Source organism: Chryseobacterium cheonjiense (assembly GCF_012927265.1).
Classification (GTDB): domain Bacteria; phylum Bacteroidota; class Bacteroidia; order Flavobacteriales; family Weeksellaceae; genus Chryseobacterium; species Chryseobacterium cheonjiense.
This window is the reverse complement of record NZ_JABBGF010000005.1, coordinates 30,483-47,745: the sequence shown is the minus strand read 5'-3', so window position 1 is coordinate 47,745 and position 17,263 is coordinate 30,483. Positions and strand designations below refer to the sequence as shown.

Here is a 17,263-nt window from a genome sequence, read left to right as displayed (position 1 = left end):
GTGGTAAAGCCTTTAAAATATGTCATATAAAAGTAAGGTCAGTCACCACAATGCTCTATTTCAGGCATACAGCAATACATCATCTTTGTTCTGATGGTATGCTTCATGATGAAAATATTTTTCAAACCTGTATTCATTTTTTTATCTTCTGATTACGCTTGCAAATATAGAACATAAATTTTTATTAGTCCATAAAATAAGTAGACTTTTTATTAAATAAATTTTAATTCATTGACTTTTAAATATTTATTTTAAAAAATAATTCTTTTTATATTCTGGTTAAGATTGAAAATTTAATATAATATTTAAAATTAATTAAAAAATATATCGTAGAACTGCATTTCTAATGTATATGAAAAGCATTTATTAAACTAGTTAAATGTGCAGGATTTTATAAGCTCATACATTTGTCATATAAAATTAAACAACATGAATAATAGAATTTTAGGGCTGCACCATATCACTGCGATTGCAGACAACGCCAAAAGAAATTTAGATTTTTACACTCAGGTACTGGGAGTAAGACTGGTAAAAAAAACTGTCAATTTTGATGATCCCGGAACCTACCATTTTTATTTCGGAAACGAAGAAGGAACGCCAGGAACCATTCTGACATTTTTCCCGTGGGAAGGAATAGGAAAAGGCACCAACGGAGCGGGATTGGCCACCCATATCGGATATTCGGTTCCCAAAGGAAGCCTTGGTTTCTGGAAAAACAGACTGCAGCAGTTTAATGTAAGTGCGGAAGAGGGAGAAATATTCGGTGAAAAACTGATTTCATTTCAGGATCCGGATGGTTTACAGCTGCAGTTTATCGAATCCTCGACAGACAACAGAAAGGTGTGGACAACAGAAGATATCAAAGAAGAAAATGCTTTGAAAGGATTTCACAATGTAACGCTTTCATTGAAAAAAGCAGAGCCGACTATTAAAGTCTTAACGGATATCTTCGGATATGATCTTCAGAAACAGGAAGGTGAAAGATACCGTTTTGCTACAGACGCCATAGAAACAGCAAACATTGTTGATATCATTGAAAATGATAAATTGTTATTGGGAAGAAATGCGGCAGGAACCAATCACCATGTAGCATTCAGAGTGAAAGATGATAATGTGTTAATGGAATTCCGCGAAAAAGTGCTTTCCGCAGGTTTGAATATCACTCCGAAGATAGACAGAGATTATTTTTATTCACTGTATTTCCGTGAACCGGGCGGTGTTTTATTCGAAATTGCTACCGATAATCCCGGATTCACAGTAGATGAGCCGTTGAACGAATTGGGAACAAGCTTAAAACTTCCGAAACAGCACGAAGGCTTACGCCAAAAAATAGAAGAGGTATTGCCGAAATTATCATAGGTCATCATCCTTTTTTGATAAACAATGTACCTTAGCAATAAGCAATAAGCAATAAGCAATAAGCAATAAGCAATAAGCAATAAGCAATAAAAATTTAAACATATGGAAACAACGAAAGTAGTTTTAGGAAACGTAAGAGGTGAAATACAGCTTTTTTCAGACGACAACAAAGCCGGAAAAATGGATATTTCAGTAATGGGAAACAAATTGACCGTGTATCATACCGAAGTCAGCGAAGAATATGCAGGAAAAGGTTTTGCCAAAATATTATTGGATAAGCTGGTTTCGTATGCAAGAGAAAACGACCTTAAAATCGTACCCTTGTGTCCGTATGTTCATGCCCAGTTCAAAAGAAACCCCGAATTGTACAATGACATTTGGTTAAAAGCAGAATAACTCCATTTAACCTCAATCTTAACTTCAACCTCAAATCAAAACTATGAACCTCATCACAGGACTTCACCACGTTACCGCCATCACGGGCGATGCACAAGAAAATATAGACTTTTATACCGGAGTATTAGGACTTCGGCTGGTAAAAAAGACCGTGAATTTCGATTATTCCGATGTCTACCATTTTTATTTCGGAGACGAATTCGGAACGCCGGGAACGATTATGACGACTTTTCCATACGGAAAAGGACTTGTCAACGGAAGACACGGAAAGGGTATGCTGAATACAACAGCGTTTTCCATATCCATGGATGCGCTCGACTATTGGATGAATCGCTTGAATCAGTTTAATATTCCTTTCAAACATCCACAGCAAAGATTTTCGGGGGAAGTATTTATTTATCTTGAAGATTTTGATGGGCTCGGACTGGAATTGGTTTTTAATGATAAGGATGATCGTAAAGGATACAACAATCATTTTATCCCAAAAGATTTTGCCATCAAAGGAATTCATCATGTGGAAATCTGGCTGGATGCTTATGAAAGAACTGCAGCGCTGCTCATTACCCAGATGAATCATCAGCTTATTGCGGAAAGTTCAGACCGGTTCAGATACGCCGCGGAAGATGCCCCGGGAAAATATGTTGATCTCGTTTGCACCCCGAATGCTTTGAAAGGACTTGCCGGAAGAGGAACAGTTCATCACGTTGCCTTCGCTACTCCCGACGCACAAACCCAGCTTGAGATGATTGAAAAACTCAATACATTCGGATTGGAACATACTGAAGTGAAAGACCGTAAATATTTCACTTCCGTATATTTCAAAGAGCCGGGCGGTGTTTTGTTTGAAATCGCTACTTCAGGTCCCGGATTTGATGTTGATGAGGAACTTGCTTCATTGGGTGAACATTTAAACCTTCCTCAACAGTTTGAAGAAAAAAGAGAACATTTGGTAGAAGTTCTCCCGAAATTTATTTATCCAACAGAAAAATACAGATAAATCATGAGTCATATTTTAGATATAAAAACAGCAGGAAAACCATTGAATGAAGCAGCAAAAGTGTTGATTATGGTGCATGGAAGAGGTGGAAGCGCACAGGATATTTTAAGCTTGTCACAGTATTTAAATGTGAAAGACTATGCACTGCTCGCTCCCCAGGCTACCAACGGCAGCTGGTATCCGTTTTCCTTCATCGCTCCGGCCGAACAGAATGAGCCGTGGCTCTCTTCAGCAGTGGAAACGATTGGAAAAACCGTTGAAAAGGCTTTAGCCGAAAATATTAAACCAGAAAACATTTATTTCTTCGGATTTTCACAGGGAGCCTGTCTTACGCTGGAGTTTTTAGCAAGAAATGCACAGAAATTCGGTGGGGCGGCAGCCATTATCGGTGGGGTGATTGGTGAAAAGATCAACCGGGAAAATTACAGAGGAGATTTTGCACAAACACCTGTTTTGTTAGCAACCAGCAATCCGGATTTTCATGTACCGGTAGAAAGAGTATATGCAACGGCTAATATTCTCCGGGAAATGAATGCAGACGTTACCGAAAAAGTGTATCAGAATTTCGGACATTCTATTAATGAAGAAGAGCTTGAACTGGCGAATTCACTGATTTTTGTATAGATAAAATCTTAACATTTATTTTTTCCAATTTAAAAAGATGAAGATCACAAGAATATTTAGTGACGAAAAAGGCGAATCTCATTTTGAAGATCTTGAAATTCCTTTAGTCGATCAGGGTGAAATAGGATATTTATCCGAAAATTTTGAAGTTAAAAAATTACAGTTCAGAAAAGTTTCCGCAGATTATGATTACGATTTTCATCATGCCCCGCAGAAGCAATTCATTGTGCTTTTGGATGGAGGTGTTGAAATAGAAACCTCACTCGGAGAGTTCCGTCAGTTTCAGACCGGCGAGATTCTCCTGGTAGAAGACACAACCGGAAAAGGCCATAAAACCAGGAATCTCGAGAAAAAAGAGAGAACGTCATTATTCATACATTTGTAAGAAAAGACCGCAAGATATTAGACGGATAGATAACCAATAACAAAAGAGTAAATAAATTAAAGAAAATGACCGGGGGAAATGAAGCGTAAAGAAAATTACTTTTGCGAACGTAAAGAAATTCTACTGTCCGAAGCGCGACAAAAATATAAAACCGAAGGACCAATAGTGAACTCGCGCAAGTTTTAGAATTTTTAGAGCAAAAGGATTTTTAGCGTAAGGTTCCAGTCTTGAACTTTGTTTCTTTTGTTTCAAGACAAAAGAAAATGTAATTAAAAGAAGTTGAGATTCTTTTAGAATGACACAGTCACATAATATACTCTGTCATCCTGAACGTGAAGCAGTCGAAGGATCTTTATTCACAATAATATAAAAAACAACCTAGGAAACTGAAGCGTAAAGAAAATTACTTTTGCGAACGTAAAGAAAATTCTACTGTCCGAAGCGCGACAAAATATAACCGAAGAACCAATAGTGAACTCGCGCAAGTTTTAGAATTTTTAGAGAGCAAAAGGAATTTTTAGCGGAAGGTCCAGTCTTGAACTTTTGTTTCTTTTGTTTTAAGACAAAAGAAAATGTAATTAAAAGAAGTTGAGATTCTTCCAGAATGACACAGTCACATAATATACTCTGTCATCCTGAGCTCGAAGCAGTCGAAGGATCTTTATTCACAATAATATAAAAAACGACCTAGGAAGCTGAAGCGTAAAGAAAATTACTTTTGCGAACGTTAAGAAAATTCTACTGTTCGAAGCGCGACAAAATATAGAACCGAAGAACCAATAGTGAACTCGCGCAAGTTTTAGAATTTTTAGAGAGCAAAAGGAATTTTTAGTGGAAGGTTCCAGTCTTGAACTTTTGTTTCTTTTGTTTTAAGACAAAAGAAATTAACATATAGAAAATAAAAACCATGCACGAACAACTACTCCTTATACTAGGCCTCCTCCTCATCGTGATGCTTCTCGTGATGCTGGCGCAGCGAATAAAAATTGCCTATCCCATATTTCTGGTACTGGCAGGGTTGGGCATCAGTTTTATTCCAGGAGTTCCTGTTTTAAAATTAGATCCGGAAATCATATTCCTGATTTTCCTTCCGCCGCTTCTGTATGAAGCAGCCTGGTACACTTCATGGAATGACTTTTGGAAATGGAAAAGAACCATCAGTCTTTTAGCTTTCGGATTGGTTTTTCTCACTTCCCTTGTAGTAGCATTTGCTTCACAGGCTTTAATTCCGGGCTTTACCCTGGCGTTGGGTTTTTTACTGGGAGGCATCGTTTCTCCTCCCGATGCTGTGGCGGCGACTACTGTTTTAAAAGGACTTAAGGTTCCTAAACGTACCATTGCTATATTAGAGGGTGAAAGTCTGATTAATGATGCTTCTTCTCTGATTGTTTTCAGGTTTGCCCTTGCCGCGGTAATGACCGGAGCATTTTCTATGCAGGAAGCAACCGGGCAGTTTTTTCTTGTAGCAGGAATGGGTGTGGTAGTAGGAATTGCCGGAGCACATATCTTCTATGCCATTCACAGATTTTTGCCGACAACACCGGCCATTGATGCAGCCCTAACGGTCATTACACCGTATATTTTATTCCTCTCTGCAGAACACTTTCATTTCTCGGGGGTTATGGCTGTCGTGAGTGGAGGCTTATTCATGTCATTCCGTGCCCATGAAATATTCAAAACCGGAACAACAAGAGTCAACATGCTCGGAGTCTGGAATACCCTTATTTTTGTGATGAATGCATTGGTTTTTGTACTGATAGGTCTTCAGCTTCCCGATATTATCAACGGTCTCGGGGAAACCTCTTTAATGGAAGGCATAAAGTACGGACTCATCATCAGCGCCATCGTTATTGTGGTAAGAATGTTATGGATCTATCCTGTAGCGCACATCCCGAGATGGCTCAGTAAAAATATACGGAAAGATCCGACACCGGGCTGGAAAAATCCGCTGATTATCGGTTGGGCGGGAATGAGAGGAGTGGTTTCTTTGGCAACAGCGCTTTCGATTCCAGTTATGATGAATGAACAGTCGGAATTTCCTATGCGAAACCTCATCCTGTTTATCACCTTTGTTGTTATTTTTGTGACCCTGGTTTTTCAGGGGCTTACGCTTCCTTTAATTATCAGACTTACTAAAATTGAAGAGATTGATCCCATCCTGCCATCCCATGAACAGCAGGCGGGTATCCAGATCAGGCTTGATAAGCTCGCACTTAATACACTGCATGAAAAATACCAGATGAATATCAATAACAATAGTCTTGTTGAAAATTTTAAAAATACTGTTGAAAATGATATTGAGCTTCACAAAAATCATTTAAGCTCTATTGAGATGTGCGCCAACAGGCAGAATGACCTTAGAGAATATCATCAGATCATGTTGGATATCTTTTCACTGCAGCGAAAAGAACTGTTTAAAATGAAGAGAGAGAAACGCTTCAGTGATGATGAGATTCGAAAAGCAGAATCACAGTTGGATTTAAATGAATTAAAGATCACGGGAAGCAAGCATTTGTAGAGTAAATCGAAGGTTGAGGCTGTGATGTAGATTGAGGTAAGGTTTAGAATCAAATCTTTGTGTCCTCTTATAAGTAGAACGGCTTTGTGAAACTTGAATCAATTAGTAGATAGAAATCATTGTGAACTTCGTGTTCATAAGTACAGGCAAAGGCTGAAATTGAGAGGCTTCGAAAGATTCAACTCGAGAGTATTGAAAAAAAATAATCAATCAAATCTCTGTGCCTCTTATAATTAAAACGGCTTTGTGAACCTTAAAAACAGAAAGTATTAAAAAGTATCTTAGTGCCTTTAGTGTTCAAACCAACATAAAATAAACAATCAAAAATGAATACCTTACACTTCTTAGTCATCGGAAAAAATCAGGAGATTCTTGATACCCTGAAAAGAATCATTGAAAACAATGAAGGATGGAATGCAACCATCCAAACGGACGAGAATGCATGCTATGATACCATCAGAAATACGGATGTAAATATTGTTCTTTTGAGTTCAGGTTTGGAAGAACAATTTGAGGAAGACATCAAAACGTTTTGTGAAAAGCTGGATAAAAATGTAAAAGTTATTGAGCATTATGGCGGAGGAAGCGGATTATTAAAGAACGAAGTTTACACACTTTTTCCTAATTTGCAGCCTTAAACTGCATCTATGTCTGAAAACATCATCGGAAACGTAACACGATTCATTGATCTTGATCCGAAAGAAGAACAATTTTTTAACAATTTGCTTACCCTGCAGACCTTTCCAAAGAAAACGGTCCTGCTGCGCGAAGGCGAAATCTGCCAGTTCGAAGGGTATATCCAGAAAGGCTGCGTACGAGTTTACTATCTTGATGATAATGGTTTCGAGGTCACTATCCTGTTTGCTATAGAAGACTGGTGGATCAGTGATATTGCTTCTTTTCAGGATCAGAAGCCTTCCAGTTTATACATTGAAACACTGGAAGACTCGGAAATTTATATGCTCAATCCGACTACCAAAGAACAGCTATTAACCGAAATTCCAAAGTTCGAAAGGGTTTTCAGAATGCTTGTTCAGCGAAATCTTTCTACCCTGCAGCACCGGCTGGTCAATACCATTTCCAAAAGTGCTTCAGACCGGTACCTGGAATTTATAAAAGTTTATCCATCCATTCCGCAAAGAGTGGCACAATACTATATCGCTTCCTATCTCGGCGTTTCCAAAGAATTCGTAAGCACCATCCGAAAACGCCTCGCTTCCAAGCAAAAATAATTTTCAAAATCAAGATCCGCACAATTCCCCTCCTAAGGAGGGGTGGCAAAAATTTGCAGAATTTTTGACGGGGTGGTTTTATCACCCAATTTCTTTTCATGGTTAATGGTTTGACACTCTGTCATTCTGAGCGCGAAGCAGCGAAGAATCTCCAAATATCACACTATCAATCGACCTAGGAAACTGAAGCGTTAAGAAAAATAATTTTATGAACGTAAAGAAAACCCCACTGTCTGAGTGCGACAGCAATAATAAACCGAAGAACCCATAGTAAATTCGCACGAGTTTTGGGATTTTTAGAGAATAAAAATATTTTTTAGCATTCAGGTTCCAGTCTTGAACTTTTTGTTTCTTTGTTTTAAGGCAAAAGAAAAATTGTTTAAAAATATGTTGAGATTCTTTCAGAATGACAAATTCATGTAACATACTCTGTCATTCTAGGCGCAAAGCAATCAAACCCTAAACATCACACTATAAACCGACTTAGGAAACTGAAGCGTTAAGAAAAATACTTTTATGAACGTAAAGAAAATCCCACTGTCTGAGTGCGACAGCAATAATAAACCGAAGAATCAATAGTGAACTCGCACGAGTTTTGGGATTTTTAGAGAATAAAAATATTTTTTAGCATTCAGGTTCCAGTCTTGAACTTTTGTTTCTTTTGTTTTAAGACAAAAGAAAATAATCACATTTATTAAACTAGTTAAATGCACAGCAAATCCCACCAACCTAAATTTGTCCTATCAAAACGAATAAATACACACCAGATATGGACAGAAAAGATTTTTTAAAAAAAGGATTATTGGGAACAGGAATGTTTGTGGCGTCAGCATCCTTGGGAAACACCATGAAAAATGAGATCGATGAGATCGAACCGTTGGAACCGATTGGCTACAACCATCTTCCCAACCCCGAATCAAAGATCAAAGACAATTCCGTTATTCATAAAGCAGATACCAGAGGAAAAGCAGACCATGGCTGGCTGGTGAGCAATCATACCTTTAGTTTTGCCAATTATCACAATCCGGAAAGAATGCATTTCGGGGTGTTAAGGGTTTTAAATGATGATAAAGTGGAGGCAGGAAGAGGCTTCGGAACACATCCTCACGACAATATGGAGATCATCAGCATTCCGTTGGAAGGCGATCTGGAACACAAAGATAGCATGGGAAATTCGGCTATCATCAGAAGCGGTGATATCCAGGTGATGAGCGCGGGAACAGGTATCATGCACAGTGAATTCAATAAGAATCAGGATCAGTTGGTGAAATTCCTCCAGATCTGGGTATATCCGAATAAAAGAAACGTTACGCCGAGATATGACCAGATTACATTAGACAAAACGAAAAGCAAAAATAAATTCCAGCAAATCCTTTCTCCAAATCCCGATGACGAGGGAGTTTGGATTCATCAGGATGCATGGTTTCACTTAGGTAATTTTGAAGATAATATTGAAACCAATTATCAATTAAAGAAAAAAGGAAACGGTGTTTATGCTTTTATCATTAAGGGAAGTGCGGAAATCGAAGGTCAAAAGCTGGAAGAAAGAGATGGTTTCGGAGTTTGGGATATTAATGAGCTTCGCATTAAAGCGACATCCGAAAACACGGAAATTCTTCTCATGGACGTTCCGATGACAATGTAATATAAATAAATTCATGAACCTGGTTCATAAATATTGTTGGTGAGCTCTCTTAAAAAAGAGAGCTTTTTTTGAATTAATTAACCTTAATCGATCTAGATTCTTGTTGCAGTTAAATAATAAGCTTCATCGAATCAACTTGTTGATTAATTCTTTGCTCCTTAAATATGCTCAATTATAATTTCAACTTTGCGGAAAAGTACGTTTCTTTTAAACAAGCTGCCCATCGTAAGACATATTTTCTCTAACACTATTTATAATATTGGTGATGTAAAAGTATATTCTTGTATTGCAAGTTTACATTTTTGCGTTGTAAGATTGTATTCTTTTGATGTGGAGTTACTTTTTTACGTTGTAAGTTTACATTTTTATATTGTAGGGTTACTTTCTTCTGGTGTGGAGTTGCTTTTTTGCATTGTAAGTTTATATTTTTTCGTTGTAAGGTTACATTTCTTCAGAGTAAATTACACTTTTCCCTCCGTAGAACCATTTTACTTAAAATTTTATCATTCAGGCTATTAATAAATAATCAAAACTATCAATCCACAATCACAAACAAATTAGCAAAATCCAAAAAAAATCCCGATTTTTGCCCCTCTTCAAAACTCCGAAAAATTCATGAAACTTTGTATTGCCGAAAAACCTAGTGTTGCCAGAGATATTGCCAAAGTATTGGGGGCCACCACTCCCAAACAGGGATATATGGAAGGAAACGGCTATTGTGTAACATGGACTTTCGGGCATCTATGCACCCTCAAAGAACCTCACGATTACGGTCCGCAGTACAAATCCTGGAATTTATTTCTGCTGCCGATCATTCCTCATAATTTCGGGATTAAATTAATTCCGAACAAAGGTGTAGAAAACCAATTCAAAGTTATTGAAAGACTGGTAGCCGAATGCGATGAGGTCATTAACTGCGGGGATGCCGAGCAGGAAGGAGAACTCATCCAGAGATGGGTGCTGCAGAAAGCAAAATGCAATAAACCGATTCAGCGTTTGTGGATTTCATCTCTTACTGAAGAAGCTATCAAAGAAGGTTTTGCCAGTTTAAAACCTGCTGAAGACTATAAAAACCTATATCTCGCCGGAAATGCAAGAGCTATCGGCGACTGGCTTTTGGGGATCAACGCAACCAGGCTTTTTACCAAAAAATTCGGAGGAAATAAAGCCGTGCTTTCTATCGGAAGGGTTCAGACGCCAACATTGGCGATGCTGGTTCAGCGCCAAAAGGAAATTGATGCCTTTACCGTAGAAGAATATTGGGAACTGAAAACGAAATACAGAGATGTTGTTTTCAATGCCGCGATTGACCGTTTAAAAACATTAGAACGGGCCGAAAAAGGGCTGGAATATCTAAAAGAAAACCCTTTCGAGATCGTTTCTTTTGAAATTAAAGAAGGAAAAGAAAAAAATCCGAGGTTGTTTGACCTTACCGGACTTCAGGTCGAAGCCAACAGAAAATACGGCTATTCCGCAGAAAATACGTTGAATTATATCCAAAGTCTTTACGAAAAAAAGCATGTAACCTATCCTCGTGTAGATACGACCTATTTATCTGAAAGCTTATATCCGAAAATAGAGGGCATCCTCAGAAAAATGTACTTTTATCAGGAACTTGTGGCACCTTTGCAGGAAGCCCCGATTCCGAAATCCAAAACGGTTTTTGATGATACAAAAGTCACAGATCACCACGCCATTATTCCTACCGAAGTTCCACCTTCCCAGAATCTGAGCCGCGAAGAAAAGCTGATCTATGATTTAATTGCTAAAAGATTTATCTCCGTTTTTTATCCTGAATGTAAAATTTCCAATACTCTGGTGGAAGGTAAAGTAGGAACGATTCCTTTCAAAACCAGCGGAAAACAGATCCTCGAGCCGGGATGGAGAGCCGTATATGCAAAAGAGCCGAAAGACGAGTCGGAAAAAGACAAAGATAAAGAGGAAGAACAGACCATTCCGGAATTTACCGTAGGAGAAACCGGACCGCACGACCCGATGATCCATCAGGGAAAAACCTCGCCACCAAAACCTTATACGGAGGCAACCCTTCTTCGTGCCATGGAAACAGCCGGAAAACAGGTGGAAGATGATGAGCTCCGAGAATTGCTCAAAAATAACGGGATCGGAAGGCCATCAACCCGCGCTAACATTATCGAAACTCTTTTCAAAAGAAAATACATTGAAAAGAAAAGGAAAAACCTCATCGCTACCCAAACGGGAATTCAGCTGATTGATACCATTGAAGATGAACTCCTTAAAAGCCCGGAACTTACCGGTGAATGGGAACTCAAGCTCCGGAAAATTGAAAAAGGTGAATATGAAGCCAATCATTTCAAGGAAGAATTGATTCAGATGGTGACAGAGCTTACCGAAAAGGTAGTCTACGGAAAGGGAAAAGTAATCAATCTGGAAGAGGAAAAAGTGGTGGTGAAAGAAAAAAAGAAGCGCGAACCTGCCGTAAAAAAAGAACTGCAGTCCTGGGAAGAAACAAAATGCCCGAAATGCAAAGAACATCATCTCCTAAAAGGAAAAACAGCGGTAGGGTGTTCAGATTTCAAAAACTGCGGCTTTAAAGTTTCGTTTGAAATATTCGGTAAAAAATTATCAGACAAGCAGCTGATGGATCTCGTTCTAAAAGGAAAAACTTCAAAACTGAAAGGTTTCACGGCGCATCCTGAAAGTTTGGCAGAAGGTATTTTGTCTTTGGACGAACATTTCCAGATTATTTTAAACTAAGTATGCAATAAAATGCTTTGCCTCTGCACATAATGACACTGCAAAATCATGTTTAATAAAACTGTTAGCATTCGCAATGTCATGCTGAGCTTGTCGAAGCATCTGTTCAATAAAAATTATATTTTCAAAGATATCAATAGCAGCGGACTTTAGTCCGCTTTCCAATAATAAAAACATCAAATGGCTTTAGCCAAAACTTATTTCAGTCGATCTGTTAAATTAATTTAAGGCCAGAACCATATTTGCATTGTTTTTGAAATTTGTCTTTACATTTACATTTTAAAATCAAAAAATGACACCCGAAAAAAAACAGCTCATCACCGACAGCTTTCACCGTTCCGAAACATTGAAATTCTATAAAGCAGAACTTCTGGAAGTTGAAACCGATTTTATCTCCATGAAAATCCCTAAAATGGATCTGATGACCAGAAAAGCCGGAATGTTCAACGGAGCCATGATTGCTTCTTTAGTGGATGTTTCTTCAGGATACGCTGCGGTAAGTCATTATGAAGAAGATTGCTATGTGGTAACCGTAGAATTGAAGGTAAACTATCTGCGTCCGGCAATCGGCGATGCACTCGTCTCAAAATCGTATGTCATCAAGGGTGGCGCAAAGATCAGCGTTATCAGAACGGAAATCTATAGTGTTGATGAAAACAATGATTCGGAAAGCCATGTTGCCACTTCTTTGGTAACCATGATGAAAATAAAGTAAATCTTTTCGGAAATTTATGCTATATTTAATATAAGAATTTCTGAATAAGTGACTGACTAAAAAAATAAAAATATGAACTTAATTATTCGTCTGCTGGTAACAGCAATTGTAGCCTATCTGCTTACCATGATTTTACCGGGAGTCCATTTTTCCGGATTCGGTGGGGCTATTATCTTTTCCATTGTATTGGGAATTTTAAATCTGATTGTAAAACCAATCCTTAATCTTTTAGGATTACCGTTAACGATCATCACACTGGGATTATTTACACTGGTTATTAATGCAATTATTATTCTCATTGCAGATCGCCTGATTGACAGTATGGTAGTAGATGGCTTCTGGTGGGCTCTGATTTTCAGTATCCTTCTTTCTATCGTTACTTCTTTGGCTAATTCCATGTTTTCAGACAAAGATTAGATCATAAACATATCAAAGGTTGATAATGAGTGAGCTTCGGTTCACTCTTTTTTTTATATAACAGTACAAATTTTGACAGAATTTTATCTTTGAATATTCTCTTGCTGTATGGTAAAAATAAGTAACTTTGAAAACTTTGAAATAAACAGGATTATGAGCTTTATATCATAATCAAAAAATTCGATCAACAATATGAAACTTAAGTACAGTCTGCTGGCTTTGGCAGCTCCGCTCTTAATGAATGCACAAAAAGTAATGACGCCCGAAATCCTTTGGACTTTAAAAAAAGTTGGGGTGCAGGCCGTTTCACCCGATCAGTCTTCGCTTATTTATAAAGTGGGGCAGGTGGATCTTAAAACAGAGAAAACCAAAAACGAAACCTATTTTCTGAATGTTCTGAATAATCAGTCCGCAAAAATGGATTTAGGTAAAAAAGCCCTGATTCAGTGGGATAAAAATGGGATTTATGCCCAGGAAGGCGATAAAATTTTTCTTTCTAAAGACAATGCAAAAACCTGGACGGAATTTTATACGATCGGTGAAGCCGATAATGTTGTTATTTCTCCTGACGGTAAAAAAATAGCCTTCAGCAGACAGGTTCTGGTGGAAAAAGTAATGGGGAAAGACAAATATTCAGACACCCCGAAAACTACAGCACAGGTTTATACCGACCTCAACCACAGACATTGGGATTATTTCAATGAAGGTAAATACAATCATGTTTTTGTAGTAAATGTTTCGGATAAAGCAGATGCTGCAAAAGATCTGCTGGAAGGGAAAATGTGGGATTCCCCGCAAAGGCCCTTTGGCGGAGCTGAAGATTTTATCTGGAGTCCGGACTCTTCACAGCTTTTATACGTAACAAAACCTAAAAGTGGAAAAGAGTATTCCACCAGCACAAATACAGATATTTTCGCTTACGATCTTGCAACAGGAACAACCAAAAATTTAACGGAGTCCAACAAAGGATACGATGTAAATCCTAAATTCAGTCCGGACGGGAAATCGCTGATCTGGCAGAGCATGGCCAGAGATGGTTATGAAGCGGATAAGAATGATGTGAAAATCATGGACTGGAAAACATCTAAAGTGTCAAACCTTACCGCAGGATGGGACGAAAGTGTTTCCGGTGATGTGTTCTGGAGTGCAGATTCTAAGAATATTTACTTCACGGCGGCTTACAGAGGAACAAAACAGCTGTTTTCGTTAGATCCTAAAAATGCCAAAGTTCAGCAGATCACAAAAGGTGATTTTGACGTAAATGAGATCTTTGCAGATCAGAAAAAGTCATTATTGGTAGGAAGAACAGACATCAACCATGCAACAGACCTGTTTTCGGTCAATATCAAAAACGGAGAAATGCAGCAGGTAACCGATGCCAATAAAGAGATGTATGCAACTCTGGCACAGGGAAAATCTGAGCTTAAAATGGTTAAAACTTCGGACGGTAAGGAAATGGGGGTATGGTTCCATTATCCTCCCAACTTCGACCCGAATAAAAAATACCCGACACTGGTGTATTGCCAGGGCGGACCACAGTCGGCTTTAACACAATTCTTTAGTACAAGATGGAATTTCGCCTTAATGGCTGCCAACGGATATATCGTTGTAGCACCAAACCGTCGCGGAATGCCGGGCTGGGGAACAAAATGGAATGAAGAAATATCCAAAGACTGGGGCGGTCAGCCCATGAGAGATTATCTTGCCGCAACAGACTTTGCCAAAACATTACCTTACGTGGATGGTGAAAGAGTAGCAGCTGTAGGAGCAAGCTACGGAGGATACAGTGTATTCATGTTAGCCGGAATCCACGAAAACAGATTCAAAACGTTTATTGCTCACGATGGATTGTTTGATATGAAATCCTGGTATCTTACCACGGAAGAGCTTTGGTTTGCCAATTGGGACCTTGGTTCTCCGTGGGAAAAACCGCTTCCTAAAGCATACACGGAATTTAACCCAAGCAATTTTGTGGATAAATGGAACAAGCCAATTATGATTGTTCAGGGAGGAATCGACTACAGGGTTCCCTACGAACAGGGACAGGAAGCTTTCCAGGCAGCACAGCTGAGAGGACTGAAATCCAAACTGGTATATTTCCCGAATGAAAATCACTGGGTGCTTCACCCGCAGAATGGTCTCGTTTGGCAGAGGGAGTTCTTCGACTGGTTAAAGGAAACATTATAAAAATATCAATAGGAGCGGGCTTTAGCCCGCTTTTTGTTTGAAAATACAACAAGGCTTCAGCCGAAATTTATTAATTCAAAGTATGCAAAGCAGAATTTTCTCTTTCCCTCCAATCATTGACCATGATTCCAAAATTATAATCTTAGGATCGATTCCGGGTGTTAAATCCCTGGAGAAGCAACAGTATTACGGTCATCCTCAAAACAAATTCTGGAAGATTATTTTTGAATTACTAAATGAAAAATTTACGGAAGATTATAATCAAAGAATTCAGATATTAAAGAAACATCATATCGCGCTTTGGGATGTCATCGATTCCTGTGAAAGAAAAGGAAGTCTTGATTCTGAAATTAAGAACGAAGAAGCCAATCAGATTGGTGAATTGCTGGAAGATCATCTAAATATGAAAGCCATATTTTGCAACGGCGGAAAATCGTACAAAAATCTACAAAAAATTTTAGGTAAGAATTATAAAATTCCGGTATTTTTGCTGCCTTCTACCAGTCCTCTCCACACCGTGTCTTTTGAAAAGAAACTGGAAGAATGGAAGAAGATAAAACAATACCTATGAAAAAACTCCTCTTATTATTCCTTATTTTAAGCTTCGCTAATGCTTTTTCCCAGGAATATCATTTTGATTATAAATGTTACGATGTAGAAACTCAACTAAGAGGCAGGTATAAAGGAAATACAAGAAATAATATTATTTATTTCAATTCAGAAAATAAGGATTTTATAGCATACGATTATTCTTTTTCAGGAGAAGCTGAAAGAACATTTTTATTAGATGACTATGCAAAAAATAAACTTTATACCTACTCCATTAATCAAAATAGTAATTTTTCAAGTTTAAAGTTAAAAAAAGTATTTCCGATAAAAGTATATCAGGATGAAATAAAGATTGAAAGGGTTGAAGTGGAAAATAATGGTGGAAATTTATATACTGTAAAAACATATCCTAAAAATAAGAGTAAAGAAGCAAATCTCGAACTGAAGATTTTAGTTGAAAAAATCGGCTTTTCTGCTCCGAGAATTCGATTTATGGACCTTACTTCAAATATTCACTCTAAAATTTATAATGCGCTCTTTTCTAAATTGGATTCTGATAATTACAGAATTATACATGCTGAAATTGACTATAAAAACGGTGTAATTATGACGAATGATTTTTCAAAGTGCGAAAAAATTAATGTAAAGATCTTTACAGGTGAAAATTCTGTGTTGTAAAAATAAAAACAGAAGAAAAGCGGCTACTATTTTAACCGCTTTTATAAATTAAATTCCTTATTTTTCTAGTCTGTACACTTCCTCATAAGGCTGTATCAAAACCCATCCGTTTCCGGAAAACTTCATTTGAAACTCTTCACCGCTTCCTCTTCCGATAAGACTTTTAAAAGAAACATTGGTCTTTAATTCGGGTGTCAGGTTTCCGGACCAGGCTACCGTTGCATTCGGATCCGTAAAAACCGGTGCCTCCGGAGTTACCATTAAAGTTAAAGGCTCACCATGTGTCGTGACTGCAATATGCCCTGTTCCCGATAATCTTACCTGGAAAAGTCCGCCGGACATTACACCTGCAATGCTTTTCAGCATGGTGATATCACTTTTTACGCTTTGTTCATGAGCCAGAATATCATTTCCGTTTACACAAACCGATTCATTATTAAGGTAAAGAATGCGCACCTTTTTTCCCTCGTCCGCAACGTACAGTTTTCCTGTACCTTCCGCCTTCATCAGTCGCGCTCCTTCGCCGCTTATTGCTTTTTTTAGCAGATTTCCCAAACCTCCGGAAAGCATTCCCTGTCTTTCAAAATTAATATTACCGATATAGCTTACCATACTTCCGGTCTTCGTCCATACAGACTGATTGTTCAGGTTGATTTCCAGCAACGCGGGTTTTTCCAGTTCGAAGTAATCTCTGTTTTCGGGTTTTTCTTTTGTTTCGTTGACGAAAGATTCAATTGAATATTTGCTCATAGTGTAAATTAAAACTGCAAAATACAATTTTTTTTAATCTAATCTTTCCCGTAAAACCACGGTTTTTTGCCCTAT

General features: G+C 38.0%; 16 protein-coding genes. 15 read left to right on the top strand and 1 reads right to left on the bottom strand.

Features of this window, described 5'->3' with window-relative positions; all coding sequences use genetic code 11:
* Window positions 1–429: 429 nt before the first annotated feature.
* The 15 genes from HHL20_RS19195 to HHL20_RS19125 all read left to right on the top strand — a co-directional run bounded on the left by HHL20_RS19195 (window position 430) and on the right by HHL20_RS19125 (window position 16,438).
* The gene (locus HHL20_RS19195) at window positions 430–1,359 is read left to right on the top strand and encodes a ring-cleaving dioxygenase (protein ID WP_169232766.1); all 930 of its coding nucleotides are present in this window, start codon (window positions 430–432) and stop codon (window positions 1,357–1,359) included.
* Between the two features lie 102 nt (window positions 1,360–1,461).
* Window positions 1,462–1,755: a GNAT family N-acetyltransferase gene (locus tag HHL20_RS19190; protein WP_169232765.1), complete on the top strand. Its 294-nt coding sequence runs from the start codon at window positions 1,462–1,464 to the stop codon at window positions 1,753–1,755.
* A 43-nt stretch (window positions 1,756–1,798) separates the two neighbouring features.
* Window positions 1,799–2,752: a VOC family protein gene (locus HHL20_RS19185; RefSeq protein ID WP_169232764.1), complete on the top strand. Its 954-nt coding sequence runs from the start codon at window positions 1,799–1,801 to the stop codon at window positions 2,750–2,752.
* 3 nt (window positions 2,753–2,755) lie between these two features.
* A complete protein-coding gene (locus HHL20_RS19180) occupies window positions 2,756–3,376 on the top strand; it encodes an alpha/beta hydrolase (RefSeq protein WP_169232763.1) in 621 nt (206 codons plus the stop codon).
* Window positions 3,377–3,413: 37 nt separating this feature from the next.
* Window positions 3,414–3,761 (top strand): cupin domain-containing protein, encoded by a 348-nt coding sequence (locus HHL20_RS19175; RefSeq protein ID WP_169232762.1) that lies wholly within the window; start codon window positions 3,414–3,416, stop codon window positions 3,759–3,761.
* Window positions 3,762–4,668: 907 nt separating this feature from the next.
* Window positions 4,669–6,279 carry a Na+/H+ antiporter gene (locus HHL20_RS19170; protein WP_169232761.1) on the top strand — a complete coding sequence of 537 codons (1,611 nt, stop codon included), beginning with the start codon at window positions 4,669–4,671 and terminating at the stop codon, window positions 6,277–6,279.
* Between the two features lie 326 nt (window positions 6,280–6,605).
* Window positions 6,606–6,917 carry a hypothetical protein gene (locus tag HHL20_RS19165; protein ID WP_169232760.1) on the top strand — a complete coding sequence of 104 codons (312 nt, stop codon included), beginning with the start codon at window positions 6,606–6,608 and terminating at the stop codon, window positions 6,915–6,917.
* 9 nt (window positions 6,918–6,926) lie between these two features.
* On the top strand, window positions 6,927–7,511 hold the full coding sequence (locus HHL20_RS19160) for a Crp/Fnr family transcriptional regulator (protein WP_169232759.1): 585 nt from the start codon (window positions 6,927–6,929) through the stop codon (window positions 7,509–7,511).
* 769 nt (window positions 7,512–8,280) lie between these two features.
* Window positions 8,281–9,156 carry a pirin family protein gene (locus tag HHL20_RS19155; RefSeq protein WP_169232758.1) on the top strand — a complete coding sequence of 292 codons (876 nt, stop codon included), beginning with the start codon at window positions 8,281–8,283 and terminating at the stop codon, window positions 9,154–9,156.
* Between the two features lie 615 nt (window positions 9,157–9,771).
* Entirely contained in the window at window positions 9,772–11,892 is a 2,121-nt protein-coding gene (locus HHL20_RS19150; RefSeq protein WP_169232757.1) for a type IA DNA topoisomerase, read from the top strand.
* A 292-nt stretch (window positions 11,893–12,184) separates the two neighbouring features.
* Entirely contained in the window at window positions 12,185–12,607 is a 423-nt protein-coding gene (locus HHL20_RS19145) for a PaaI family thioesterase (RefSeq protein ID WP_169232756.1), read from the top strand.
* Window positions 12,608–12,679: 72 nt separating this feature from the next.
* Window positions 12,680–13,024: a phage holin family protein gene (locus HHL20_RS19140; protein ID WP_169232755.1), complete on the top strand. Its 345-nt coding sequence runs from the start codon at window positions 12,680–12,682 to the stop codon at window positions 13,022–13,024.
* Window positions 13,025–13,216: 192 nt separating this feature from the next.
* Window positions 13,217–15,211, top strand: coding sequence for a S9 family peptidase (locus HHL20_RS19135; protein ID WP_169232754.1), 1,995 nt, complete (start codon window positions 13,217–13,219; stop codon window positions 15,209–15,211).
* Between the two features lie 82 nt (window positions 15,212–15,293).
* Window positions 15,294–15,782 (top strand): DNA-deoxyinosine glycosylase, encoded by a 489-nt coding sequence (locus HHL20_RS19130; RefSeq protein ID WP_169232753.1) that lies wholly within the window; start codon window positions 15,294–15,296, stop codon window positions 15,780–15,782.
* Complete coding sequence (locus tag HHL20_RS19125) at window positions 15,755–16,438, top strand: hypothetical protein (protein ID WP_169232752.1); 684 nt, start codon at window positions 15,755–15,757, stop codon at window positions 16,436–16,438. The genes HHL20_RS19130 and HHL20_RS19125 overlap by 28 nt, the downstream gene beginning before the upstream one ends.
* Before the next feature lie 57 nt (window positions 16,439–16,495).
* On the opposite strand, the gene HHL20_RS19120 is transcribed toward HHL20_RS19125, so the two are convergent.
* Complete coding sequence (locus HHL20_RS19120; protein WP_169232751.1) at window positions 16,496–17,188, bottom strand: AIM24 family protein; 693 nt, start codon at window positions 17,186–17,188, stop codon at window positions 16,496–16,498.
* Window positions 17,189–17,263: the final 75 nt, after the last annotated feature.